The 26716-nt window shown below is 29.8% G+C and carries 18 protein-coding genes and 1 riboswitch; of the genes, 15 read left to right on the top strand and 3 right to left on the bottom strand.

Going from position 1 to position 26716, the window contains the following annotated elements; all coding sequences use genetic code 11:
• Window positions 1-40: 40 nt before the first annotated feature.
• The 12 genes from CLCHR_RS10570 to pepT all read left to right on the top strand — a co-directional run bounded on the left by CLCHR_RS10570 (window position 41) and on the right by pepT (window position 20102).
• Complete coding sequence (locus CLCHR_RS10570; protein ID WP_079439683.1) at window positions 41-610, top strand: PspC-like choline-binding domain-containing protein; 570 nt, start codon at window positions 41-43, stop codon at window positions 608-610.
• Between the two features lie 426 nt (window positions 611-1036).
• On the top strand, window positions 1037-3427 hold the full coding sequence (locus tag CLCHR_RS10565; protein WP_079439682.1) for a glycoside hydrolase family 31 protein: 2391 nt from the start codon (window positions 1037-1039) through the stop codon (window positions 3425-3427).
• 139 nt (window positions 3428-3566) lie between these two features.
• A complete protein-coding gene (locus CLCHR_RS10560; RefSeq protein WP_079439681.1) occupies window positions 3567-4937 on the top strand; it encodes an MATE family efflux transporter in 1371 nt (456 codons plus the stop codon).
• 130 nt (window positions 4938-5067) lie between these two features.
• Entirely contained in the window at window positions 5068-6231 is a 1164-nt protein-coding gene (locus CLCHR_RS10555; RefSeq protein WP_079439680.1) for an iron-containing alcohol dehydrogenase, read from the top strand.
• Window positions 6232-6548: 317 nt separating this feature from the next.
• The gene (locus tag CLCHR_RS10550) at window positions 6549-7415 is read left to right on the top strand and encodes a S66 family peptidase (RefSeq protein ID WP_079439679.1); all 867 of its coding nucleotides are present in this window, start codon (window positions 6549-6551) and stop codon (window positions 7413-7415) included.
• Between the two features lie 298 nt (window positions 7416-7713).
• Window positions 7714-9426, top strand: a complete 1713-nt coding sequence (locus CLCHR_RS10545) for a methyl-accepting chemotaxis protein (RefSeq protein ID WP_079439678.1) — start codon at window positions 7714-7716, stop codon at window positions 9424-9426.
• Window positions 9427-9698: 272 nt separating this feature from the next.
• Complete coding sequence (locus tag CLCHR_RS10540) at window positions 9699-11198, top strand: extracellular solute-binding protein (RefSeq protein ID WP_242966014.1); 1500 nt, start codon at window positions 9699-9701, stop codon at window positions 11196-11198.
• A 58-nt stretch (window positions 11199-11256) separates the two neighbouring features.
• Window positions 11257-14226 (top strand): EAL domain-containing protein, encoded by a 2970-nt coding sequence (locus CLCHR_RS10535; RefSeq protein WP_079439676.1) that lies wholly within the window; start codon window positions 11257-11259, stop codon window positions 14224-14226.
• A gap of 32 nt (window positions 14227-14258) precedes the next feature.
• Window positions 14259-15998: a DUF342 domain-containing protein gene (locus CLCHR_RS10530; protein WP_079439675.1), complete on the top strand. Its 1740-nt coding sequence runs from the start codon at window positions 14259-14261 to the stop codon at window positions 15996-15998.
• Between the two features lie 268 nt (window positions 15999-16266).
• A riboswitch (purine riboswitch) is annotated at window positions 16267-16368 on the top strand.
• Between the two features lie 150 nt (window positions 16369-16518).
• Window positions 16519-17871 (top strand): uracil-xanthine permease family protein, encoded by a 1353-nt coding sequence (locus tag CLCHR_RS10525; protein ID WP_079439674.1) that lies wholly within the window; start codon window positions 16519-16521, stop codon window positions 17869-17871.
• Window positions 17871-18443 carry a xanthine phosphoribosyltransferase gene (locus CLCHR_RS10520; protein ID WP_079439673.1) on the top strand — a complete coding sequence of 191 codons (573 nt, stop codon included), beginning with the start codon at window positions 17871-17873 and terminating at the stop codon, window positions 18441-18443. The genes CLCHR_RS10525 and CLCHR_RS10520 overlap by 1 nt, the downstream gene beginning before the upstream one ends.
• A 441-nt stretch (window positions 18444-18884) precedes the next feature.
• Entirely contained in the window at window positions 18885-20102 is a 1218-nt protein-coding gene (pepT, locus tag CLCHR_RS10515; RefSeq protein WP_079439672.1) for a peptidase T, read from the top strand.
• Window positions 20103-20181: 79 nt separating this feature from the next.
• Here pepT and CLCHR_RS10510 read toward each other — a convergent pair.
• Both CLCHR_RS10510 and CLCHR_RS10505 read right to left on the bottom strand, forming a co-directional pair.
• A protein-coding gene (locus CLCHR_RS10510; RefSeq protein WP_139376227.1) for an IS630 family transposase occupies window positions 20182-21241 on the bottom strand; the annotation gives its coding sequence in 2 pieces (ribosomal slippage) (window positions 20182-20712 and window positions 20714-21241; 1059 coding nt in all).
• 338 nt (window positions 21242-21579) lie between these two features.
• Window positions 21580-21855 (bottom strand): hypothetical protein, encoded by a 276-nt coding sequence (locus CLCHR_RS10505; RefSeq protein WP_079439671.1) that lies wholly within the window; start codon window positions 21853-21855, stop codon window positions 21580-21582.
• Between the two features lie 251 nt (window positions 21856-22106).
• Here CLCHR_RS10505 and CLCHR_RS10500 point away from each other — a divergent pair, with 251 nt between their 5' ends.
• The 3 genes from CLCHR_RS10500 (at window position 22107) to CLCHR_RS10490 (ending at window position 26111) form a co-directional block, all read left to right on the top strand.
• Window positions 22107-23864, top strand: a complete 1758-nt coding sequence (locus CLCHR_RS10500) for a helicase-related protein (RefSeq protein WP_079439670.1) — start codon at window positions 22107-22109, stop codon at window positions 23862-23864.
• A gap of 160 nt (window positions 23865-24024) precedes the next feature.
• Window positions 24025-24729: an ABC transporter ATP-binding protein gene (locus CLCHR_RS10495; protein WP_079439669.1), complete on the top strand. Its 705-nt coding sequence runs from the start codon at window positions 24025-24027 to the stop codon at window positions 24727-24729.
• A 290-nt stretch (window positions 24730-25019) separates the two neighbouring features.
• The gene (locus CLCHR_RS10490) at window positions 25020-26111 is read left to right on the top strand and encodes a ribose-phosphate pyrophosphokinase (RefSeq protein ID WP_079439668.1); all 1092 of its coding nucleotides are present in this window, start codon (window positions 25020-25022) and stop codon (window positions 26109-26111) included.
• Between the two features lie 208 nt (window positions 26112-26319).
• Here CLCHR_RS10490 and CLCHR_RS10485 read toward each other — a convergent pair whose 3' ends face one another.
• Entirely contained in the window at window positions 26320-26568 is a 249-nt protein-coding gene (locus tag CLCHR_RS10485; RefSeq protein WP_079439667.1) for a hypothetical protein, read from the bottom strand.
• Between the last annotated feature and the right edge of the window lie 148 nt (window positions 26569-26716).

Here is a 26716-nt window from a genome sequence, read left to right as displayed (position 1 = left end):
CATTAAAAACTTACGTAAAATATTCTAGGAGATGAGAAGGATGAAAAGCAATAAAATAAAAATCGTATCATTAGTTATAGCAGCAATTTTAGCTCAAGGAACTTGCGCGACTTTTGCGGCAACTTCGAAAGATAGCGATTATACCAAAGACGAATTAAATAATTTAGAACCAGGATTTGAATGGAAAGACGTTAATAAAAGCAATTACAAAGTTAACTCATATAAAAATAGTTTTTCAAGTACCCAAACGCCAGAAACTGGTAATGACAGCGGTAATGATAAGAGTGATTCGACGTCAACAGCAACTAATACCACTGTAGAATCAAATTTAGGAAATGTCATAGTAAGTTCTACACCGAGTACTGGGAGAAAGGGTGACTTCTGGGGGAAAACCAAGGACGGAAAGTGGATATTAATAGAGCAAGGTACTCCTGCAAGTGGATGGAGAAATGTAAGGGGACAGTGGTACTACATGGATGCTGATGGAGTAATGCAAACTGGTTGGATAAATGATGGTGAGACATGGTATTATTTAAATTCTAACGGAAGTATGGCATACAATACATATGTAGATGGATATTACCTTGATTGGAACGGAGCAATGCATTAATTTTATTAAGGAGCTATACTACCTAAAATAATTATTTAATTAACTTTTAAGAGTGTAAATGTGATGAAGTTTTTACAGCTATAACTTTATCATATTTACCTCTTTTTTATTAATTAAATAATCTCAACTTAATTTAAATAGTAATTTCAAGATTAGTAGAATAAATAATTTATATTTAATAATTTTTAAAAGAGCAGTATTTTTATATTATTCGCCTCTATTCTGCAAGAAAGTTAGGTTTTATAGTTATATAATAACATTATAATCATAGTTTGTTATAGAGTTATGGTTATTTGAATTACCAAGATATTTTAGGCTCAGTTAATATTTACGAATACCCCTTGGTCTGAGCCTTAAAATAAATTTAATCTAGCAAAACAACCTAAAATTAATTTGTTTTTAAAGTTAGTAATGGAGGATATGATTATGGAAAAATGTAAACGAGATAAAGAAGGTTTTGGAAAGTTACTAAACTATGAAGTTGAGAATAACGTAATTAGTATTGAATTTAATAATAAAAAAGTGTTTGTAAATGTAGTAAATTCACATATTATTAACTTCTTTGCACCTTTATTTAGAGAAGAAAGAAATTCTAAAGCAGTAGAAAATTTAAAAGATAGCCATTGTGATTTTGAAATTGAGAATATAGCAGATGGAATTCAATTATTAACAGAAAAACTAACAGTTAGGATTTATGATGAGTTTAAAGTAGATATTTATGATAAAAAGGGAACATTGCTTTGTGCAGATTATAGAGGTGAAAAAGACCCTTTTATAAGAAGAAAAGGAGACTTTATGTTAGCAGAGGCAGAAGGGCATGCCCTTAATAACGATGAAGAGTTTAAAGTATATGTGTCCAAACAAATGGAAGAGGATATGTTTTTTTATGGACTTGGAGAACGAAGTGGGCATCTAAATAAACGTGGCTATCATTATGTAAACTGGAATACTGATAATCCTGCACCACATGGAGAAACTTTTGATAGACTTTATAAGTCTATTCCATTTTTAATTGGATTAAATAAAGGAAATGCTTTTGGTATATTCTTTGACAATCATTTTGAAACACATTTTGATATGGGAAGAGATAATTCGAAATACTATTATTTTGCAGGAGTTGATGGTAATTTAGATTATTATTTTATTTATGGCCCATCAGTAAAAAACGTAGTTGAAGGATATACAAAAATTACAGGAAATATGCCTTTACCTCAAATGTGGACATTAGGATATCAACAATGCAGATGGTCTTATGATAATAAGGCAAGGCTTATGGAGATTGCGAATAACTTTAGGGAAAAAGGAATACCTTGTGATACATTGTACTTAGACATAGATTATATGGATGGATATAGAGTATTTACATGGAATAATGAGAGATTTAATAATCTGGAAGAAATGATTAAAAAGCTTAATAGCATGGGATTTAAGGTAGTAACTATTATAGATCCAGGGGTTAAAGTAGATAAAGGATATAAAATTTATGATGATGGGTTGAAAAACGGATATTTTGCAACTGATAATCAGGGAATAGTCTATAGAAATGAAGTGTGGCCAGGGGATTCTGTTTATCCAGATTTTTTGAATTCAGAAGTAAGAAAATGGTGGGGAGAAAATCAAAGGATAATGACAGAAGCCGGCGTGAGTGGTATTTGGAATGATATGAATGAACCAGCTAGTTTTAAGGGTCCGCTTCCTGATGACGTAATGTTTGATAATGATGGAATTCCGGTAACTCATAAGGAAGTTCATAATGTATATGGTCATATGATGGCTAAGGCTACATATGAAGGATTAAAAAAAGCAACAGGAAAAAGACCATTTATAGTAACTAGAGCCTGCTATGCAGGAACTCAAAAGTACTCTACAATATGGACTGGGGACAATCAAAGTACCTGGGAACATTTAAGGATGTCTATACCAATGCTTATGAATTTAGGGTTAAGCGGAATGGCTTTCTGTGGTACAGATGTAGGCGGATTTGGGCATGATTGCAGTGCAGAGCTTTTAAGTAGATGGGTTCAAGTAGGGACATTTACTCCACTTTTTAGAAATCATTCGGCAATGGGAACAAGAGATCAAGAACCTTGGGCATTTGATGAAAGTACCGAAGAAATAAATAAAAAATATATAAAGCTTAGATACAAGTTAATCCCCTATATATACGATAGTATGTGGAATTGCAGTAAAAATGGTGCACCTATTATAAGACCGTTATTATTCAACTATCAGAATGATAAAAATACTTATGAAATTAATGATGAATTCCTTTGTGGTGAAAATATTTTAGTTGCACCAGTTGTAGAACAAGGAGCTAAAGCAAGAATGATATATCTTCCTGAAGGTGAAACTTGGGTAGATTATTGGACAAAAGAAGAATATAGGGGTGGTCAATATATAATAAGAGAAACTCCACTAGATATTTGTCCAATATTTATTAAAGGGGGATCTATTATTTCGGTAGCAGAAGAACAAAACTATATTGGAGAAAAGAATTCTAATAAGCTAACATTTGAAGTTTTTCTATGCAATGAAGAAACAGAAACAAAATATCATCATTTTACTGATGATGGAGAAAGTTTTAAATATCAAGCTGGGGAATTTAATAATTATAAAATAAAAGTAATCAATAATAATAACAAGGTTGAAATAAAGGTTAAAATTATAGATTATGAATATGATGATAAATTCACACATATAGAATTTATATTTAATAATATAAATGAAAGAGCAGTAACCATCAATGGGGAAGCCATAGAAATTATTGATGGAAAAGCTATAATTCCTAATCTAGTAAGCAATAAAGAATTTGTTTAATAGATAAAAATATAGTTAATGAATTATATTAAATCAGTAGTTAAACGCTAAATAAAGCTAAGTGATTATTATAGCGTTTAACTACAATTTATTTTCAGGGTATTTGCTTAAATAATCAGAAAGGAAGATTTTAAGTTCTATGAAAAATGCAAGTATAAAATTAGAAGAGAATTTATTTAAGATTACTTGGCCTATTTTTGTTGAGATGTTATTACTTATGTTACTTGGAAGCATGGATATATTTATGCTTGGAAAATATAGTGACGATGCTGTAGGAGCAGTAGGAATAGTTAATCAAATAATAAATATGTTAAATCTATTATTTGTTATTATTACTTCAGGAACTACAATAATTTGTTCACAGTACATAGGAGCTAAAAAGAAAGATGAAGATATCATGGGGCTTGTGGGAACATCTCTTGTAATAAATTTATGCTTTGGCGGAATAATAAGTCTGATAATTCTACTATTTTCAAAGTATATTTTACAATGGATGAATGTAGCACCAGAATTTATGACATATAGCTCTCAATATATAAAGATAGTTGGAGGCTTTATGATTGTTCAAGCTATAACGACAACTTTTACTTCAGTTATAAGAGCTTTTGGATTTACAAGTATATGTATGTATACTACGTTTGTAATGAATATATTTAATATAATCCTAAATTATATATTAATATTTGGTAAGTTTGGAGCACCAAGTCTTGGGGTTCAAGGCTCGGCAACTGCAACTACTATAAGTAAGGTATTTGGGACTATCTTTCTAGGATATTACTTGTTTAAGAGGATATTACCAAACTTTTCGTCCAAGTATTTAAGGAAAATTGATAAAAAAGAAGTTAAAAACATACTTCATATGGGAGTACCATCCGCGGGAGAAAATATATCATACTCTGTAGCAAAATTAGTAACAACAGTTATACTAACACATATTAGTATTGCAGCAGTTACTACTAATAGTTATATAAATAATATTTGTATTTTTATTTTTGTATTCTCAGTTGCTATAGCTCAGGGATCATCAATCCTTGTGGGAAGATTAGTAGGGAGAGGAAAAACAGAGGATGCATATCATCTATGTTTCTCTTCGCTAAAAAAAGCATTTGTAGTTTCTACAATTCTAGGAATTTTAGTAGCCGCATTGGGAAGGAATATTTTTGGAATATTCACAAGCAATGAGGAGATATTAGCACTTGGAGCGGCAGTATTATTTGTGAATGCTTTTCTTGAGCCTGGAAGGACTTTTAATCTTGTAATTATAAATTGCCTTAGAGCTTGTGGGGATGTAAGATTTCCAGTGTTTGTTGGAGTATGTTCTATGTGGACAATTGGTGTAGGACTGGCTTATGTATTTAGCATAACTTTTAATTTGGGTATGCCAGGTATGTGGATAGCTTTAGCTATGGATGAATGGGTACGAGGGCTAATCATGTATTTTAGGTGGAGAAGTAAGAAATGGAATGGGAAAGCAATTGTAAGCAAAGAAGAAAAAATAGCTTCAGTATAAAAAAATAGGGAAAAATTGTGTATAAATTCTTGACTTAAAGCTAAGTATATGGTGTAGAATTTATATAGGTTATTCTATGTAACTGATATAATTATTACTCTAATTTTTTACTAATAAGGAGAGAGCGTTTATGGAAAATTTTAATTATTCAATACCTACTAAAGTTTATTTTGGTAAAGGTCAAATTAAAAAACTTGCAACAGTAATTAAAGAATATGGAAATAAAGTACTAATTGCCTATGGTGGAGGAAGTATCAAGAAAATTGGATTATATAATGAGATGATTAAAATCTTAGATGATAATTCAGTGACATATGTTGAGCTTTCAGGTATAGAACCTAATCCAAGAATTGAAACAGTAAGAAAAGGAATTGAAATATGTAGAGAAAATAATGTAGAGGTAGTTCTTGCTGTAGGAGGCGGAAGTACTATAGACTGTGCAAAAGTAATTGCAGCAGGAGTAAAATATGAAGGCGATGCATGGGACCTAGTAACTAATCCAGAAAAAATTAATGAAGTTTTACCTATAGTGACAATATTAACACTATCGGCAACTGGGTCAGAAATGGATAGGCATGCGGTAATTTCAGATATGAGCATTAACCAAAAAATAGGCACAGGGCATGAAAATATGAAACCAAAAGTATCTATATTAGATCCTGAATATACATATTCAGTACCTAAGAATCAAACAGCGGCAGGAACAGCTGATATTATGAGTCATATTTTTGAAACTTATTTTAATCACACAAAGGGTGTAGATATTCAAGATAGCACAGCAGAAGGATTACTCAGAGCTTGTATAAAATATGGAAAGATAGCAATAGAAAATCCTAAGGATTATGATGCTAGAGCTAATTTAATGTGGGCTTCAAGCTGGGCAATAAATGGTCTTATTTCTTATGGAACCAGTTCGCCATGGGTAGTTCATCCTATGGAACATGAATTAAGTGCTTTTTATGACATAACGCACGGGGTGGGTCTTGCAATATTAACTCCTTATTGGATGAGATATTCATTAGATGAGTTTACAGTTTATAAGTTTGCACAGTATGGAGTGAATGTTTGGGGAATAGATAAAGGCTTAGATGAATTTGAAATAGCTAATAAAGCAATAGAAAAGACAGCAGAATTTTTTAAAGATCTTGGAATACCAGGTACATTGGGGGAAGTTGGGATTGAAGAAGATAAACTTGAAATAATGGCTAAGAAAGCTATGAATCCATATTTTAAATATGCATTTAAACCACTAGAAGAAAAGGATGTATTAAATATTTTTAAAGCAGCATTCTAGAAAATATTTATATACCGTGCATTAGATAAGTATAAATATATTATTAAATCCTATGATTTAAAGAGAGGTTATTCTAATTTTGTTATCCATAATAATGATTGGGTTACGAAAGAGTTAGTTTAACCTCTCTTTATAATTATAATAACTAAACTTTAGGTTAAGATATCAAGCGGTTGAGTTGTAATTGAGTCCTAAGTATTCAAGGTATATAGTTTATTATATAGAGAAACTTTTTTTGTACGGGAATGTACGATACAATAAAATAAGATTATTATAAAAGATTAAACTACTCGAATAGTATTTAAAGGAGATTATTTATGAAAGTATTAAGTAATGGTGACAAAGTTGGAATTATCGCCTGTTCAAATGGATTAGAAGAAGCGAATAAAATAAAAATGAAAGAATTAGAAGACACATTAAGTTTATTAGGGTTAAAAGTTGTGTTTAGCGACAAAATATATAGAAAAATTTCTGTGTTTAATGGTACTGGAAGTGAAAGAGCAGAAGTTTTGATGGATTTTTTTAAGGACTGTAGTATTAAAGCCATATTTGATATCTCAGGTGGAGATTTAGCTAATGAGGTTTTGGACTATTTAGATTTTGAAATCATAAGAAATAATCCAAAGTCTTTCTTTGGATATAGTGATCTTTCGGTTATTATAAATTCATTATACTCAAAGGCCGGTTTAAAAACATATTTGTATCAGATAAGAAATTTAATTGAAAGTTATAAGGAAAAGCAAATAAAAGAATTTAAGAGCACGTTTATGGAATCAGGAAATGAACTTTTAAATTTTAACTATAAGTGGATTCAAGGCAATTCTATGGATGGGATTGTTGTTGGGGGAAATTTACGATGCTTTTTAAAATTAGCTGGAACCCAATATATACCTGACTTTCAAGACAAAATTATCTTTTTAGAAAGTTTAGGTGGAGATGTCCCTAAAATGGTAACATATTTAACTCAATATAAACAAATGGGAGTATTTGGTGAAGTGAAAGGAATAATACTTGGAAGTTTTACTGAGATGGAAAGAAAAAAATATTCTCCTGATATCGAAGAGATAGTAAAAGGAATTGTCGATAATCCGAATATGCCAATAGTTAAAACCGATGAAATTGGGCATGGGAAGGATTCTAAATGTATTATTATTGGGGAGAGAATAGAATTATTAATGGTTTAAGAAGATACAATTAATATATACATGTTAAGCTATTGTTAAGGTTAATAAAATAGAATAATATGTGTGAAGAGGAAATCTGATCTTGTAATACCATATTGATTTTATTCTCAACTGACTTATGAAAAAGTCAGTATCTGGTTTGTTTTAGTAGAAGGGGGATATGGATGAGGTAAGCTATCAGATTAAATATTAAGCTTAATTATTATAGAAAACTTTATAAATTAGAATTAATTTGGAATTTATAAGTGCTTTAATATAAAAATAATCTTAATGATAATAAACTTTCAGGGGGACAAGTATGAAAATTATAAGAAATTTATCAATCAAAGTAAAATTGCTAACAGGATTTATAGTTATTGCGCTTTTAATAGGAGTAACAGGCTTTTTTGGAAAGTTTGGTATGTCAAAAATAGAGAATAGTGCGCAAGAAATATATACCAATAACCTTCAACGAATTGATGAAATACATTCGATTAAGGAAAATTTACTTGATGAAATGTCCATAGTGCAGGGGATGATTATAGATGGTAATCCTACTAAAACGGCTGAAGGTATAAAAATAATAAATGAAATTAAATCAGCAAATATTACATATGTTGAGAACTATAGTAAAAGAACTATGTCAGATGATGAGAAAAGGGCATTTGATGGTTATGTTTCTAATCTGGAAAATTATGCATCGGTACAAAGTGAAATTTTTGATTTACTTAATAAAGAAAATTATGTCGAAGCAATTAAAAAGAAAGACGAATTATTTGAAGCTAGAGATAATATGTTTGAAAAGTTGAATGAATTGATTAAAATAAATCAAACTTTAGCAAAAGAAGCTAATGATAATAACGCGGAAGATTATAAAATAACAATTAATATAATGCATATAATTTTAGGTGTAGGAATTACCTTAGCAGTAATTATCGGAACTATACTATCAAGATATATATCAAATGCAGTAAAAAAAGGGTTATTATTTGCTGAAGCATTGGGAAATGGAGATTTAACATATTCTCTAGAAAGTAAAAGTAATGATGAACTCGGAAAACTTATAAAGGCTTTGAATAATGCGAAGAATAAAATGAAATCTGTTATTGAAAATATAATTGATCAAGCTCAAGGGATGACATCGTCTAGTGAAGAGTTATCTGCTACTTTGGAAGAAATGGCTAATAATTTTAATAACATAGATAAGAATACTTCACATATAGTGATGAATATACAGGAAATTAATTCTTCTACTGAGGAACTATCGGCAACTATGGAGGATGTTAATTCGGGAATAAATCAATTAGCAGCAAATTCAACTGAAAGCAGCCATCAATCGGTGCAAATTAAAGATAAGGCATCTGAAATAAGAGAAAAAGGTTATAATTCTAAGAATGCTGCTGATAAACTATATGGAGAAAAGCAAAGTAAAATTATAAATGCGATTGAGCAGGGAGAGGTAGTTGAAGAAATAAGTATAATTGCTAAATCAATAGCATCGATTGCTGACCAAACTAATTTGCTTTCATTAAATGCATCAATTGAAGCCGCAAGAGCAGGAGAGAATGGGAAAGGATTTGCAGTTGTAGCAGATGAAGTGAAAGAACTAGCTGAACAGTCAGCTGAGTATGTGAAAAATATACAGAATGTAATATCAAATGTTAAAGTTGCTTTTAACAATTTATCAGACAATTCAAAAGATATACTGAATTATATAGATAATAGAGTAAGAAAAGATTATGATCTATTAATTGATACAGGAGAAAAATATGAAAAAGATGCTGTTTTTGTTAGTGATTTATCTCAAAATATTGCATCAATGACTGAAGAATTAAATGCATCGACAGAAGAAATATCAAGTGTGATACAAACAATTGCTGGGAATATGCAAAATACTAAGGATAGTTCAGAAGAAATATTAATAGGTATAGGTGAAACTAATAAGGCAATTGAACAGGTTGCAGTAGTAGCTCAAGAGCAGTCAATAAGGGCAGAAAAATTAACTGAATTAGTTTTGAATTTTAAAATATAAATAAATTTGCTTTAATAATAAGGAATAAAACCGAAATTAAAATCTAGTCTATGAATACAAAAAAGTATGAGGTTATATAAAATAGAAGTAATAGCTATTTTATATAGCCTTATTTTCGTGAAATTATAAAAATATATTATAAATATTAAAATTATCAATAATGATAAATTTTACAATACTTAATTAAGGAGTTTAAAATCTATGTCATTCTTGATATATAATTCTAATTATTTTATGGAATTTAGATGAATTTTAACCTATAATTAGAGATAATGAATAAATATGTTTTATACAGCGGGGTTGAGATGTTAAAAAAGTGTAAGAATTTGACTAAAATAGTGATAGCATTAATGATTTGTTTGACTACTTTAACTGAGTGCAATGTTATTTCTAGGAATAAATATGGATTGGATAAAGAAGATCCAATAGCGATCCAAATATGGCATTATTATAATGGGGTACAGAAAATAGAATTTGATAAAATGATTGAGGAGTTTAATAAGGGGGTAGGAAAAGATAAAGGAATAATTGTTGAGGCTTTTAATCAAGGTAGTATTAATGAACTTACGGATAAAATTATAGATACTGCGAATAAAAAAGTAGGAACAGGTAAAATGCCAGATGCATTTATGGCGTATCCCGATACTGCATTTGAAGTGGATAGATTAGGAATATTATCTGATTTCAATAAATACTTAACTAAAGACGAAATAGCTGAGTATGTAGGGAATTATATTGATGAAGGAAAATTAAATGGCGAAGATAAATTGAAGATATTTCCAATAGCTAAGTCTACGGAAATACTTATGGTTAATAAAACAGATTGGGACACGTTTTCAGAGGAGACTAATGCAGATATAAAAGACTTTGAAACATGGGAAGGAATTGCAAATCTAGCTAAACAATATTATGAATGGTCAGATAGCAAAACTGAAACAAAAAATGATGGAAAAGCCTTTTTTGGAAGAGATGCAATGGCTAACTATATGATAGTTGGAAGTAAGCAATTAGGCGAAGATATGTTTAATATGGAAGATGGAAAATTAAAAGTTAATATAAATAAAAAAGTTATGAGAAAATTGTGGGATAATTTTTATGTTCCATACATAAATGGATATTACGCGTCTTATGGACGCTTCCGCTCTGATGATGCTAAAACAGGTGATATTATTTCATTTGTTGGATCAACAAGCGGAGCTGAATATTTTCCAGACGCAGTGATAACAAATGAGGAAACAAGTTATAAAATTCAGCCAATGATGCTGCCTCTTCCTAAATTTAAGGAAGGGAAAGGGTATATGCCTCAACAAGGAGCAGGAATGGTACTTATTAAATCCGATGAAAAGCGTGAATATGCAGTTACTGAATTCTTAAAATGGTTTACGGGTATAGATAGAAATATAGAGTTTTCAATGAATTCTGGATATTTACCAGTAAAAAAGGATGCAAATAGTTATGACGTAATTAAGAAAAAAATTAAAGAAAATAACAGTTTGGAGATTCCACAAAAATCCCGACAAGCTATTTTTGTTGCAATAAATCAAGAAAAAGAATTCGAATTTTACTCTAATGAAGCTTTCAATGGAGCAAATAAGGCAAGAGATATTTTAGAAAAATCAATGGTAGATAAAGCAAAGTCTGATAGAAAACAAATAAAGGCTCAATTAGATAGCGGTAGCTCGAAAGAAGAGATTATTGAAAAATATGATAATGATGAAAATTTTGATAAGTGGTTTAAGGAGCTGACTGAAAATGTACGAACGGTCGTATAAGTATTATCAATATATAATTGTTATGTAAGGAGATAAGTTATAATGAGTGGGGGAAATAATGGTTTTGGCTAATAATAAAAATTCAATAATTAGAAAATTATTGATTCCTATGATAATTATAATGATTGTACAAGTAGTTTTATTTGTAGGTGCAATTTTTTTTAGCGGGATAATTGATATTCTTAGAGATAATTCATTTAATATATTAAGTCAAAAAATAGAATCAAGAACTAATTATTTGCAAAATGAGATGATACAGCATTGGGGTAATCTCAGTGAATCGGAGAGCATAATTAATGCTCGAATTTCACAATTATTGAAAAATAAAGGGCTTACAGTAAAGGATATAAGTGATAATGGACAATTAACAACAGAGTTACTAAATGATGTTTCTAATGATGTCATATTTATGTTAAGGAAGAATTATGTAACAGGAGCTTTTATAATTCTTAATAATAATTCTGGCGAAAAAGGAGGGCTATATTTTAGAGACCTGGATCCTAATTCAAATCCAAGTGATAACTCAGATTTGCTTATGGAAAGAGGCCCAGCATCTATTGCGCAAAATTTGGGGATTCCACTAGATACTTGGTGGAATAATAAATTTATATTTGATTCAAGTAGCAAAGCAGTAGTTTCGCCTAAAGAATTTTTTTTAAAGCCCTTAAATGCTGCAAGTGATTATAATCATTTATCGTATAAAGATTTGGGCTATTGGAGTAAACCTTTTTACTTAAGTGAGAAGGATATTAAAATAATGACTTACTCGATTCCTTTAGTAGATAATGATAATAAACCATATGGAGTTCTTGGGATAGATATTTCTATGAAGTATTTAAATTCGCTTCTTAACTATGAGGAAATCGATTCGAGTGGGCAAGGTATATATATATTAGGGGTAGATAATAATAAAAGTATGAATTTTGATAGAGTAACAAATACAGGACCAATGATTAACAAAATGTTATCAGAAGGAAATGAAACCCGATTAAATTCAAAAGAAGTATATAATTCTATATATGAAATAAAAATGAAGGATACTAATAAAGTTGCATATGCGTGTACAAAGTACATTAATCTATATAATAGTAATACGCCATTTGAAAATGAAAAATGGGCACTCATTGGTATTGTAGAAAGAAATAATCTTCTGTATTATACTGATAGATTTAAAACTTTGTTAGCTTTTTCATTGACTGTATCAAGTATATTAGGAATTATAGTTGTTGTAATTAATGGTAGAAGAATAACAAGGCCTATAAGAAATCTAGCTAGGGATGTGAAAACGAGTGATCCTAGGGGACCACTAAAACTTAATAAAATTAATATATCGGAAATAGATGAATTATCATCAGCTATTATGACTTTAAGTACAAATGTAGCTGATTCAGCTTCTAAATTATCTCAGATAATAAAACTTTTTAATATGCCTATAGGAGCCTTTGAATATAAAAAGGGCCAGAATACAGTTTTGTGTACTGAAACATTTTTTGAAGTTATAGGAATTGGAAAACCAGATGAATTTCATACGTCCATCGATATACAATATTTTAACGAAGTATTAAATAAGATTACTGAATCTAAAGAAGGCAACGCAGATGAAGTATATAAAATTGAGAAGAAAAATGCCCAAGTAAAATGGGTCAAACTTAGAATACTAGAAGAAAAGCATAGAACTTTGGGAGTAATAAGTGATGTTACACAAGAGGTATTAGAAAAGCAGAAAATAGAGTATGAGAGAGATTATGATTTACTTACAAATATATTGAATAGACGTGCCTTTTATAATAATGTAAGAGAAAAGCTGGAAGAAGCAGATATAAATATTGGGGCATTTGTTATGTGGGATCTAGATAATCTAAAATATGTAAATGATACATATGGTCATGATTATGGTGATGAATATATAAGAAAAGCTTCACTACAATTGAAGAAATTTGAAGAGTATGGTGGTATAATAGGAAGAAGATCAGGTGATGAATTCTATACATTTTTATATGGATATGAAAGTAAAAATGCTATTAGGAGAATTATAAAGGAAGTTCATGAAAATATTGAAAAGTCAGCACTTAAATTGCCTAATAATAGGGAATTAAAGGTGAGAATATCAACAGGAGTAGCTTGGTATCCAGATGATGCTGTATCTTTTCAAGATTTAGAAAAATATTCTGATTTTGCAATGTACAAAATTAAAAGAACTATAAAAGGTAACATAAGTGAATTTAACAAAGATGATTATGGGGAAGATTCATTCCTTTTTAGCAGTCAAGAAGATTTAAATAAATTACTTGATGAGGAGCTTATAAGATATGCATTTCAACCAATTGTTGATGCAAGGACTGGACAAATATTTGCATACGAAGCACTTATGCGTTCACAATTAGAATCACTTAAAAATCCTCTTCAAATAATAAAACTCGCAACAGCAGATTTTAGATTATATGAGATAGAAAAAATAACATTCTTTAAAGCTCTTGAGGCTTTTGCAAATAATATAGAAAGGTTTAAAGATACAAAACTTTTTATTAATTCTATACCCAATCATGCCCTTTCAAATGAAGATTCAGAAAAATTAGAGGCGTTGTATGGAGAGCATCTTGATAGATTAGTTATTGAGCTGCTTGAAAATGAACGTTCTAATGGAGAGTTCATTTCTAAAAAGAGAAAATCTATTGAGAAATGGAACGCGAAGATTGCTATTGATGACTTTGGTTCAGGGTATAATAATGAAGCCGTATTACTCGCGATTACGCCAGACTTTGTAAAAATAGATATGGGTATTGTAAGAGGGATAGATAAAGATATAGATAGACAACAGATATCTAAAAACCTTGTTACGTACGCAAAACAAAGAGGAATTAAAATAGTTGCAGAAGGTGTTGAAACAAAAGAGGAATTAGAAAAATTAATAGAATTAGGGGTAGATTATTTACAAGGATATTATTTTAGTAAACCAGAGTTTATTCCACCTGAGATAAATGATGATTTAGTTAATAAAATATTAGAGATAAATAAAAAATTTAAATAGCTTAATACTGTTTAAGATTTTGGGGGAAAGTTATGGAAAGAGAAGTGGGCGCGAAGGTTGTAAATGGTCAGATAATAGTAAGTGATGGACTTAATAATGAGGTTATAACCATAAAAGCTCGTAAGTATATTAATTTAGTTATTAATGATGTTCCATGTGAACGCTTTAAAGCATATGAGGTTACTTCAAAAGATAAGATAACTTATACTTGTGAAAAAACTTCATCTAGCAGGGAAGTAGAAGTTATTATTTCAGAAGATAAAATGAAGGCGTATATAATTGTTAAATATACGTCAGAAGTAGAATATAAAATTAAGGATAGGGATGTATTCTTAGACTTAGCCGTTTCTGCTGAAATATCTTTTGAAAAGGAACCAAAACATTTTACTGCTGATGAAATAAAAAGGGTTTTAAAAGAGAATGGTGTGGTTTATGGGATTAAAGAGGAAGGATTGAAGTCAGCTTTAGAAGGAACTGCAAAAAAAGTATTAGTTGCAGAGGGGAAAATGCCAATTAATGATAAGCCGAGTGAAATAAAATTATTTTTTACTCCAACTCAAATGTATTTTCCAGAACCGGATTCTGATGAAAAAGTTGACTATAAAAACTTATTTAGGATTTCCAATGTTAATTCAGGGGATAAGATTGCTGAAATAATTCCGGAAGTTCATGGTGAAGATGGAATGAACGTTTTAGGACAGACAATAAAAAGAGAGTATATGAGAAGTCTGCCAATTGATGCTACCAAGGGCTGTAAAATTGAGGGGAATAGCATAATTGCACTAATAGATGGAAAAGCACATATAGCAAATAGGAATGTTAGCGTAAACCCAATATATTCTGTTGAATCTGTAAATATGGAAACCTGCAATATTAAATTTTACGGGGATATTGAGGTTTATGATAGCGTAGATGATAACATGTTTGTTAGTGCAGGAGGCTCACTCGATGTAAGTCAAAATGTTAATACTGCAAATGTAGTTACGGGTGGAGAAATAACTATTTTAGGAAATGCAATGAATTCTAAAATTTTATCTGGTCAAATTGATATTAGAAAAAAAGAATATGTAGATGTATTGGCAGAGTTTAAAGATATAATTACTAAAATGATTGAACATATTAACGGTTTAAACATAGGCGGTTCAAATTTCAAAAGCAGTGATTTTATCAGGACTTTAATTGAAAAAAGTTTTGGAGATTTCCAAAAGGTTGCGTTGAACATAGTAACATTAAATATTAAAAATAAGACTAAGAGGAGTAAACTTGTAGATTATCTTAAAGATAAAGTGTTGGGATTTAAAATCATAGAAATGAAATCTTTAAATGATTTGCGTACTTTGCTTAATATATTAGATAATGAAATAGACTATTTCGATAAAAGCATAGTTGTTCCATTAGATATACGTATTGGATACTGCCAGGAATGTGAGATAAAATCTACTGGAAATATAATAATAGGTGGTAAGGGTGAATATACCTCAAAGTTAACTGCAATGAGAGACATAATATTTACAAGATCTGATTCAGTTGCAAGAGGCGGAGTCTTAAGTGCAGGTGAAAATATTAGTGCAGGAGTAGTTGGAAGTAAGGCTTCTATATCTACAACGCTCATTGTACCACAGTGGGGGAAGATAACGGCAGCTTTAGCGTATAGCAATACAATATTTTGCTTTGGAAAAACTAAAATGGTTTTAGAAGAAGACTATAAAAATATTAATGTATATTTTAACGAGAAAACTAGACGTATAGAAATTGGTAAATCAGCATTGTAAAACTCTATATAGATAAACAACATATAACTCGTCGAAATAAGTAACATACAGTAAGATTAAAGGCGAAAAAGAGATAAGTATAATTCTACTGATTTGTAGCATGATATGGCAGGATTTACGTAAACCGCATGAGAAAAACAAGGAGAAAGAAGAAAGTGCTAGTATAGCATCACACAGTTTGTTTTGAGAATTTTGTGATAAAAATTAAAGAATAATAAAAATAATTAGTAATTATTTGTCTAAAAATTAGAAGCGTGATATAATTAATAAATAGTTCATACAGAAGACTCGTATATTTCCGATACTATGGTTGGAAAGTCTCTACCTGCTATCCGTAAATTAGCAGACTACGAGGTAGTGTTTTAGTGTTAAGTATTATTTACTTATATATTTACATAAAAATACAACACCTCATTATTTCGTTGAGGTGTTGTATTTTTTTGAAAACTTTTCAAGAATATAGATGAATAATTTACGTGTCCATGTATGATTAAATTTTACATAGGGAGAATGAACGAAGATGCAATTAACTAGCAAAGAAATTTTAACTGAGAATGTGGAGTTTAAAGAAAAAGAAACAGATGAACTCCTTTATGGCATTGATGACAAGCCGAGTCTATCAACACAAATTTTACTTGGGCTTCAACATATATTTGCTGCTTTTGGTGGAATTATTGTCGTTCCATTAGTTATTTCAAGTGCATTGGGATTTGATGCATTTACATCAACAGCGCTTATGAGCGCAACAATACTATCAGCTGGTATAGCGACATTTATTCAGTCAAGAGGGATAGGACCTGTTGGAGCAAGAGTAGCTTGTATAATGGGGACAGATTTTACGTTTGTAGCACCTTCTATTGCTATTGGAAGCATTTATGGCTTACCAGGTATTCTAGGTGGAACAATACTAGGATCGCTAGTAGGTATATTTTTAAGTTTTGTAATAAGACCAGTAATGAAGTTGTTCCCACCATTAGTTACAGGTACAGTAATAACATTAATAGGGTTAACTTTATTGCCAGTATCAATGGATTGGGCTGCAGGTGGAGTTGGTTCACCTTCATATGGTAATTTACTTAATATCTCAATTGCAATGGTTGTAATGATTATTACATTACTTTTAAACAGATATGGAAAAGGCTTAGTAAGTAGTGCTTCAATATTAATTGGAATGGCAGTTGGATATATTATTTGTATTCCACTTGGAATGGTTGATTTTTCTTCAGTGAATTCAGCGGAATTTATATCATTTCCGAAGATATTTGCTTTTGGAGTAAATTTTGATTTGAAATTAGTGCTTCCGTTTATTCCAGCTTATTTTGTTGCTACAATTGGAACGGTAGGTTGTTTAAAAGCCATTGGAGAAGTTTCAAAAGCTGAAATGGATGATAAGAGAATAGGAGCTGGAGTACTATCTGATGGAATTGGAAGTATGCTTGCAGGATTTATTGGAACTTTTCCAAATACATGCTTTAGTCAAAATGTAGGATTAATTCCTTTAACAAAAGTAGCAAGTAAATATGTTGCCATGATGGCAGGAATAATATTAGTTATATTGGGATTCTTACCAAAATTTGCTGCATTAATAAACATAATGCCTCAACCTGTTTTAGGTGGAGTTGGAATAGTAATGTTTGGAACAGTTGCAGCATCAGGAATCAAAACTTTAAGCAAAGTTGAATTAAATAATCGTAATTTGTTAATAATAGCAACAGCAATTGGACTTGGTGTTGGAATTACATTCCGTCCAGATTTTATAGGCCAATTACCTGAAGGACTTAAAATGATATTTTCATCAGGTATTTCAACCGGTACTATTGCTGCATTAATATTAAATTTAATTTTAAAAGAAGAAAAGATTGGAGTAGAATAATGGAGAATTTACATAAACGTATATTAGAAGAAGGACAAGCACTATCGGAGACAGTATTAAAGGTTGATTCATTTTTAAATCACCAAGTTGATGCAGAATTGATGTATGAAATGGGCACATATTTTAAAAACTATTTTGAAAAACATAAAGTTACAAAAATATTTACAATTGAAAGTTCAGGAATAGCACCAGCTGTAATGACTGCAATGCAAATGAATTTGCCTATGGTAACTTTAAAAAAGCAAAGTTCAAAAACTTTAAATGGTGATGTATATCAAACAAGAGTACATTCATTTACTAAAAACTCAGATTATGAATTAACATTATCTAAGAAATATATAGACAAGAATGATAATATATTAGTTATAGATGACTTTTTAGCTAACGGTGAAGCAGCACTTGGAGCAGCACGTTTAATAGAAGAAGCAGGAGCAAGTGTAGCTGGGATAGGTATAGTTATTGAAAAATCTTTCCAAAAGGGAGCAGAAATGTTGAAGGATAAAGGCTATGATGTTTATTCTTTAGCAAGAATTGCTAAATTATCAAAAGGTGAAATTGAATTTATAAAATAATATAGGGTTCCGCAGTGATAATCTAACTTATGTGTATACTCACCGAAATTGAATACATGTTTATTCCATAGGGCTATGAAAACAAGCTGAAAGGTTCTAAATAGCTGGTTGCACCATTACTGCATGCTCCCAACTTCGTTGTGACAAGCAGTAAGTGGAACAACCAGCCATTAAGAACCTAATCAGCTTATTTTTATATGCATATTTAATTTAATGCCCTTGCGGTTACAAACATCTATATAATTTCTTTGTTTTGATATGCACTCAAATCTAGGGTACTGAGGTATATGTTTTTGATTATATAAAAAATCTAAATTAATCTAAAGTTCAAGCTATTGTTGATTTCTGGAATGATAATAAGTAAAATGGTTATATAATTGTTTTCCATTAAGTAAAAGGTTACTATGGAAATTTATATGTAAATAAAAGGAGACAGAAAATATGAAAGCTTATGAACGTCTATTAAAGTATGTGAAAGTATACACAACATCAGATGAAAATTCTGATACTCATCCAACAACCATAAGGCAATTTGACTTAGCGCATATCTTAGTAGAGGAAATGAAGAGTCTTAGATTTGAAAATTGTAAAGTTGATGAAAACTGTTATGTTTATGGAACTATACCAGCGACAAAAGGATATGAAAGTAAGCCAAGTATAGGGCTTATAGCACATATGGATACTGCACCAGCGGCAAATGGAGAAAATGTAAAACCACAAATAATTGAAAATTATGATGGTGGGGAAGTTATATTAAAAGGAAATAATAGTGTTTTATCTCCAGATAGATTTCCACACTTGAAAGATTTAAAGGGAAGAACATTAATTACAACCGATGGAACTTCATTATTAGGTGCTGATGATAAAGCAGGTATTGCTGAGATATTAACAGCTTGTGAAATAATTATAAAAGAAAATATTCCTCATGGGAAAATATGTGTAGGATTTACTCCTGATGAAGAAGTGGGGCTTGGGGCTCACTTATTTGATGTTAAAAATTTTGGAGCAGATTTTGCTTACACTATTGATGGTGGAATTGAGGGTGAGATTTCTTATGAGAACTTTAATGCTGCAGCTGCAGAAGTAGAAATTAAAGGTGTATCAGTTCATCCGGGTTCTGCAAAAAATACTATGATTAATGCTGCGAATGTAGCTATAGAATTTAATTCTATGTTGCCATCGTGTGAAAGACCAGAATATACAGAAGGATATGAAGGGTTTTATTACTTAGACAGTTTAAAAGCTAATACTGAGCATGCATCTATGAAATATATATTAAGAGACCATAATAGTGATAAGTTTGAAAACAGAAAATCAACGATGCAATTAATCGAAAAATTGCTAAATGAAAAATATGGTGAGGGAACAGTAGAAGTTACATTAAAGGATCAATATAAAAACATGCTTGAAAATATTAAGCCTTGCATGCATCTAATAGATAACGCAATAGATGCTATGAAAGTTCTAAATGTCACTCCTGTTATAGAACCAATACGTGGAGGTACTGATGGAGCAACTCTAAGTTACATGGGATTGCCTTGCCCTAATCTTGGAACTGGTGGATTTGCATATCACGGGGAATTTGAACATATATCAGTTGAAGGAATGGATATTTGTACAAATATAATAGTGGAAATCTTGAAGAGGTATGCACGCTAATAAATACGATAAAATAGTAAATAAGAAGTTATATATAAAAAAGCAAAACTTTTTTTATATATAAGTTTTAATAAAGTTTCTACATTTTAACGCATAGCCTGTCTATTGTTTGTGTAGGAACTTTATTTATTGTTCTAATGAAATTTTGTATAGCAACTCGAATGCTAGCCCAACTTTTGAAGAATACATTATTCACCACAGATGATTTCAACCATCCCCATAACCCCTCAATTAGATTTAAATCAGGACTATATGGAGGCAAAAACATTAATTCAAGCCTATTCTTCATTTCTTCTAAAAATGGTTGTATCAATTTAGCATGATGAATTTTAGCATTATCAAGAATAATAACTATCTTACCCTTCGGGTATTGCGCAAGCACCGTCTTTAAAAACTTAAGGAATACAACAGCATCATATTTTTCATGTTCTTCACAGTATACATGACCGCTTTCATAATCTAGTATTCCTATTAACTTTACGCCTGCATTCTTTCCGTAAGTAGTTATCTTTCGCTGTTGCCCTTTCATAAACCAAGTCTTTTGAATAGCCTGATAATCTCTTATCATTGATTCATCTTGAAATAATATAGTATCAACTAAGCCATTAAGGTGTTTTTTTTAGATTTTCAAAATCCTTCTTGAAAGTTTCTTGCTTTTCTTTATCAGCCTTTTTTAAAACATATGTTGGTCTTGTATAACTCAAATTTAATCTGTGGAGTATAACTGCCATACTGCTATGCTTTATGATAATATTAAAATTAACCATAACCCATTGGCATATTAATTTGATAGTCCAGTTTTTTATTGATTCAAAACCTACTTCGTCAGGCGTATTATTTGTTATTACATAAATAAGTTTTTGTTCTTGCTCGGAGTTTAGTTTTCTAGGGGCACCAGGTGCTTTCTTCATAGCAAGCCCTTCTAATCCATTGGCTTTATATTTTTTTATATAGATACCAACAGCATGCTCTTCTAATCCTTCCATTTCTGCAATTATCTTATTTTGAAAACCTTGGAAGTGTTTTAAAACTACAGAGTAGCGCTTATACATTCGTATATTTTTAGTTTCCTTCATTGCTGTTTCAAGTTCTAATATTGAACTCTGATTATCTTCTATGGTATTTATGTTTAAATTCATCATTAGGTTCACCTCGCAAAATAAATCTAGATTTATTTTGTGCAAACTTATGAAATAATATAAACATGAGTTAATAAACAATGAATTTTATTAATCAGAACTTATATATATAACTTTTTACCTTTTATAAAGTTATATATTTATATTTTTATTTTTTTAACAATTTAAAAAGATAAAAATATAAAAAGTTATAGGAATCATCAGGGTTTAGAAGGATTTATATATTAATATACTAGGAAGTGGTTTATTCATTTTCGGTGAGTATGCACATAAGTTCGATTATCATTGAGGAATCCTATAACTTATAGATTAAAGATATCTTATAAATAAAAATTATTTTACAGTTTCTTAGATGATTTTTTCCTAGCTGACAAATAATTTTTATGTATTGCATTAAAGAAAAAATTAGTAATTTCATCATTAATGTTGTTATCGAAACTACAATTAGAATCAAATTCTTTTATTTTAGAATTAGTAGCATCATACTCAATTGCTTTTTCTTTTTCCATAGAATTAAATGGTATTATTTCTGAATTATCTATTACAATATCCGTGCCTTCTTTTATAATAGAATATCTTTTGTCTTTAATATATTTTACGTACATCACTTCCATTAAATACACCGCCTTAATTATAGTTATTTAGATAAGCAAGTAAGCAGCTTATGGTTAAGTATATGAGTGAAATTTAAATAATATTACATAATAAATACGAAGTATTTTATATTAGAACTGCATGAGTATGGTATAATTTTCATGTAACTATATAAAATAATAGATGAACTTAATCATAGTTGTATTATAAATTGCGATGGAATTATTATTTTATAGTTTTTAATAGAAGTTATGTATATGGAGTGGTATAGATGAAGAATAATGCAGCACAAAGAGACTTTAAGAAATATAAAAGTCAAATAAACCAAATAGAAGAAATCGTAGAACATTCAAAGCCTGGAGCACTTATAGAACATGAAAGCTCAATAAGAAAAAAATTAAAGCAGCTGAAAGAATTAGAAAGTCAAAGTTTAAAAGGTTTTAAAGAAGTATATGAAAGATATGAAGAATTATTAGAGAATGTATCAAAGAGATTACTTGACACCTATAATAAAAGGAATAATACCGACTTTGATTTCTATGAGGTCTTACGTGGAAACTATAATAGTTATTTAAATCAAGGATTAATGACTATACTTGTAAAACAGCATATACCTAGCTTAATTGCAAAGGAATTTGAAGAAAACTTCCCTAAGAATCCAAAAGATGAATATTTTGCGGCTAGAAGTATGAAAAGAAAATTCTACATTCACTTAGGTGATACTAATACAGGGAAGACATATAATGCTTTGGAACGTTTGAAAAATGCAAAAAAAGGTGTATATTTATCGCCGCTTAGAATCCTTGCCTTAGAGAATTTTGAAAAGTTAAATAAAGAAGGTGTAATTTGCAACCTTCAAACTGGTGAAGAAGAAATCATTAATGTAGGTGCTACTCATACATCATGCACTATTGAAAAGGCTAATTTGAAAGAGCACTATGATATTGCAGTAATAGATGAAATTCAAATGATTAGTGATCCTTTTCGTGGAATGGCATGGAGTAAAGCTGTTCTTGGACTACAATGCGATGAGATTCATATATGTGGTGCAGCAAATGCAAGATTCATATTAGAGACAATGATAAATGACTGCAAAGATGCGTATGAAATAAAGGAGTATAAGAGATCAATACCATTAGAAGTTGAATTTAAAAACTTTAGTTATAACGATGTTCAAGAAGGAGATGCAATTGTAGTATTCTCTAAGAAGAGGGTATTAGAAATTGCAGAAGAATATTCTGCTAGAAATATTAAAGCGAGTATAATATATGGGGATTTGCCTCCAGAAGTTAGAAAAATGCAATATGAGCAATTTGTAAATAAAGAGACAAAAATTCTTGTAACAACTGATGCTATTGGAATGGGAGTTAATTTGCCTATCAGAAGAATTATATTTATGAGTATAAGAAAATTTGATGGAGAAGAGGTCCGTGAACTTACCTCACAGGAAATAAAGCAGGTTGCAGGACGTGCGGGAAGACTAGGAATTTATGACGTAGGTTATGTTGCAAGCATTGCCGGAAATGCAGAGATAATTAAGTCAAAATTAGAAACAGAAGATAAAATAATAAACCAGGCCGTTATAGGACCATCAGAGGTAATATTGAGAATCAGAAGTTTACCTTTAAGTGAGAAGTTAGCCCTTTGGAGTACAAGAGAAGAAAAGTTGGACTATTATACTAAGATGGATGTTAGTGAGTATATATTGATTTTAGATAGGTTAAAACAATATAAACTTAATGAGGAAATACAATGGGATTTATTAAAAGTTCCATTTGATGTTTCTAGTGATGAATTAATGGATACTTTCTTAAATTATGTGGATGAGTTATTTGTTAATAAGCAGGATGAATTATTTAAACCTCAATGTTTTAGAGGTGGTTTAGATGACTTAGAAATATACTATCAAAAGATAAATATGTATTATTCATTCTCTAAAATATTTAACTTAAAATTAGATGTGCAATGGGTTTATGATGAAAGATTGAAAGTTAGTGAAGAAATAAATGAAATACTTTTAAGTATTTAACATATTTTCATAAATAGTAAGTGGTTCTAAATTAAAAAGTAAAATATTTTAATTAGAGTCACTTACTATTTTTATTAAAAAATAAAAAGTTCGAAATTTACTCTAATAATCATAGAATATAGTGAGATTATTTCTTTGATTATAAATGGAGGAAAGTTAATTGGGTAATAATATAATTGAGATGAATAATATTACTAAGAGTTTTTTTGTTGGAAAAGCTAATCAGCTAGATATCCTCAGGAATATCAATCTTATTGTTAAAGAAGGCGAATTTATATCAATTATTGGTGCATCAGGATCTGGAAAGAGTACATTAATGAATATCATAGGAGTTCTTGATAGGCAAACTTCAGGTAAATATAACTTAGATGGACTTGATATCAGCGAGGTAAGTGATAACAATTTAGCGGAAATAAGAAATAAAAAAATAGGATTTGTATTTCAAACTTCAAATTTAATAGCAAGAACAAACTCATTAAAGAATGTTGAACTGCCAATGCTATATTATGGAGTTGAAAGAAAAACGAGAATTAATAAAGCTCAGGAACTTTTAGATATTGTTGGTATGGGAGATCGATTAAATCATCTTCCAAATGAATTATCTGGAGGGCAAAAGCAAAGAGTTGCAATTGCACGTGCTCTTGCAAATGACCCTAGTATCATTTTAGCAGATGAACCAACTGGGGCGCTTGATTCTCAAACAGGTAGAAGGATTATGGATATATTTCACAAGATTCATGAGGAGCAGGGAAAGACTATAATATTAGTAACTCATAATAAGGAACTTGCTGATGAAACTGAGAGAATAATAACCATACATGATGGAAGAATAATAGGTGAAAAAATAATTATTCAAGAAGAATGAAGTAGCAACTTAATAAGCAAATTAATATTAATAATAAAAAGATGTTATATTTAAAGCTATAACTTACTAAATGTAACATCTTTTAATTTGTATGTTTCAGTATGCAGATACTAAATTATGTATAAATGCAAATAAAAGTGCAGAATTAGTATATCACAAAGATAAATTTTTAATGAAATTTGTAATAATATATTTATATATGTGTAATTTTAGGGTATACTTAAATTGTTTGAGTTTTTTTATAACAATAAGCACTATACTAGAAAATATTAGAAAAAAGGGGAACGCAAATGAGTGAATTAAATCATGAACTTGGAATTATAGCATTAGAAAGTTGCAAAGAATTAGGCGATGCTATTAACAAGTATATCCAAAACAACAGAAATTGTACTGAATCATTCTTAATACCAGTTGAAGAAATTAGATTTTCTAATGGCGAAGGAAAAATTAAAATTTCTGAAACTGTTAGAGCAAAGGATATTTACATTTTATGTGATGTTGGAAATTATAGCTGCACGTACAAAATGTTCGGGATTGAAAACCATAAAGGGCCAGATGAACATTTTCAAGATATAAAAAGAACTGTTGCAGCAATAAGAGGAAAAGCAGCAAGGATAACTGTAATAATGCCTCTTTTATATGAATCAAGACAACATAGACGTAAAGGAAGAGAATCTCTAGATTGTGCATTAGCGCTTCAAGAACTAGAAAGATTAGGTGTTGATGAAATTATAACTTTTGATGTTCACGATCCTAACATTCAAAATGCAATTCCTTTATTGTCTTTCGAAAATATATATCCAACTTATGACATTGTAAAAGCTATTGTATCAAATGAAAAATCATTAGAGTTAGATAAGGATAAATTACTTGTAATAAGTCCTGATACTGGTGCTATGGATAGAGCTATTTACTATTCAAGTGTTTTAGGGGTTGATGTTGGTTTATTCTATAAGAGAAGAGATCATTCTACAATTGTTAATGGAAAAAACCCAATTGTTCAACATGAATATGTAGGAAGAGAAGTTTCAGGTAAAGATGTTTTAATTGTTGATGACATGATCGCTTCTGGTGAATCTGTTCTTGATATTGCAAAGGAATTAAAGAAAAGAAACGCTAGAAATGTATATGTAGCATCTACCTTTGCTTTCTTTACTGAAGGTCTTGAAAAGTTTGGAAAGGCATATGAAGATGGATTAATATCTAGAATATATTCTACAAACTTGACATATATACCAGAAAGTTTATTAAATGAACCATGGTTTATAGGTGTCGACCTGTCACAACTTTCAGCTAGAATTATAAACAGATTAAATCACGGTAGATCAATTGCTAAATATATGGATGCTACCAGAATAATACATAGTTTATTAAATAAGTAATACAATCTTACTGAGAATAATGCAAAAAGTATGTATATGATTTAATAGATAAATATTTATTTTTGTGAAAGAAATGAGCTATTTAAGTTTCAAACGTAGCTAACTACTATTAGAAACTTTATAGCTCATTTTCAGTGTTAGGTTAAAAAATATTTTTAAATGTTATTTATAGTTTTAAAAAATGATATTTACCTAAATAAGTCAAGTATCATGAAAAAGTTCTTCTTGAGGCTATTAATTTAAGTTCAGTAGTATCAGTTATATCATTATAAGAATGATATTTTGAATCAAATGCATTTCTATCATAATTATATTCTTTTTTATCACTAATTAGTGTAGCGAATATAAAGTGTAACGATTTGGTTATATTGTTTAAAATTTTATTATTGGCAATACTTTTATCATCAGTATAAGTTGATAATTTTATATTAGATTTATCCATAATTTTAGAATTCATAATAATCCCCTCCATTTTAAACAACTTACTTTAATTTTTATATAATGTAATTACTATATCTATAATATAAAGCATTTCCTTGTGTTTTACACCTCAACAAAAATTACCATTTATCAAAAAAGCGTTAATATATTTAATGATATTAATA

Origin of the sequence: Clostridium chromiireducens (genome assembly GCF_002029255.1) — a bacterium.
Taxonomy (GTDB): domain Bacteria; phylum Bacillota; class Clostridia; order Clostridiales; family Clostridiaceae; genus Clostridium; species Clostridium chromiireducens.
The sequence above is the reverse complement of the archived record's forward strand: the minus strand, read 5'-3'. Positions and strand labels throughout refer to the sequence as shown.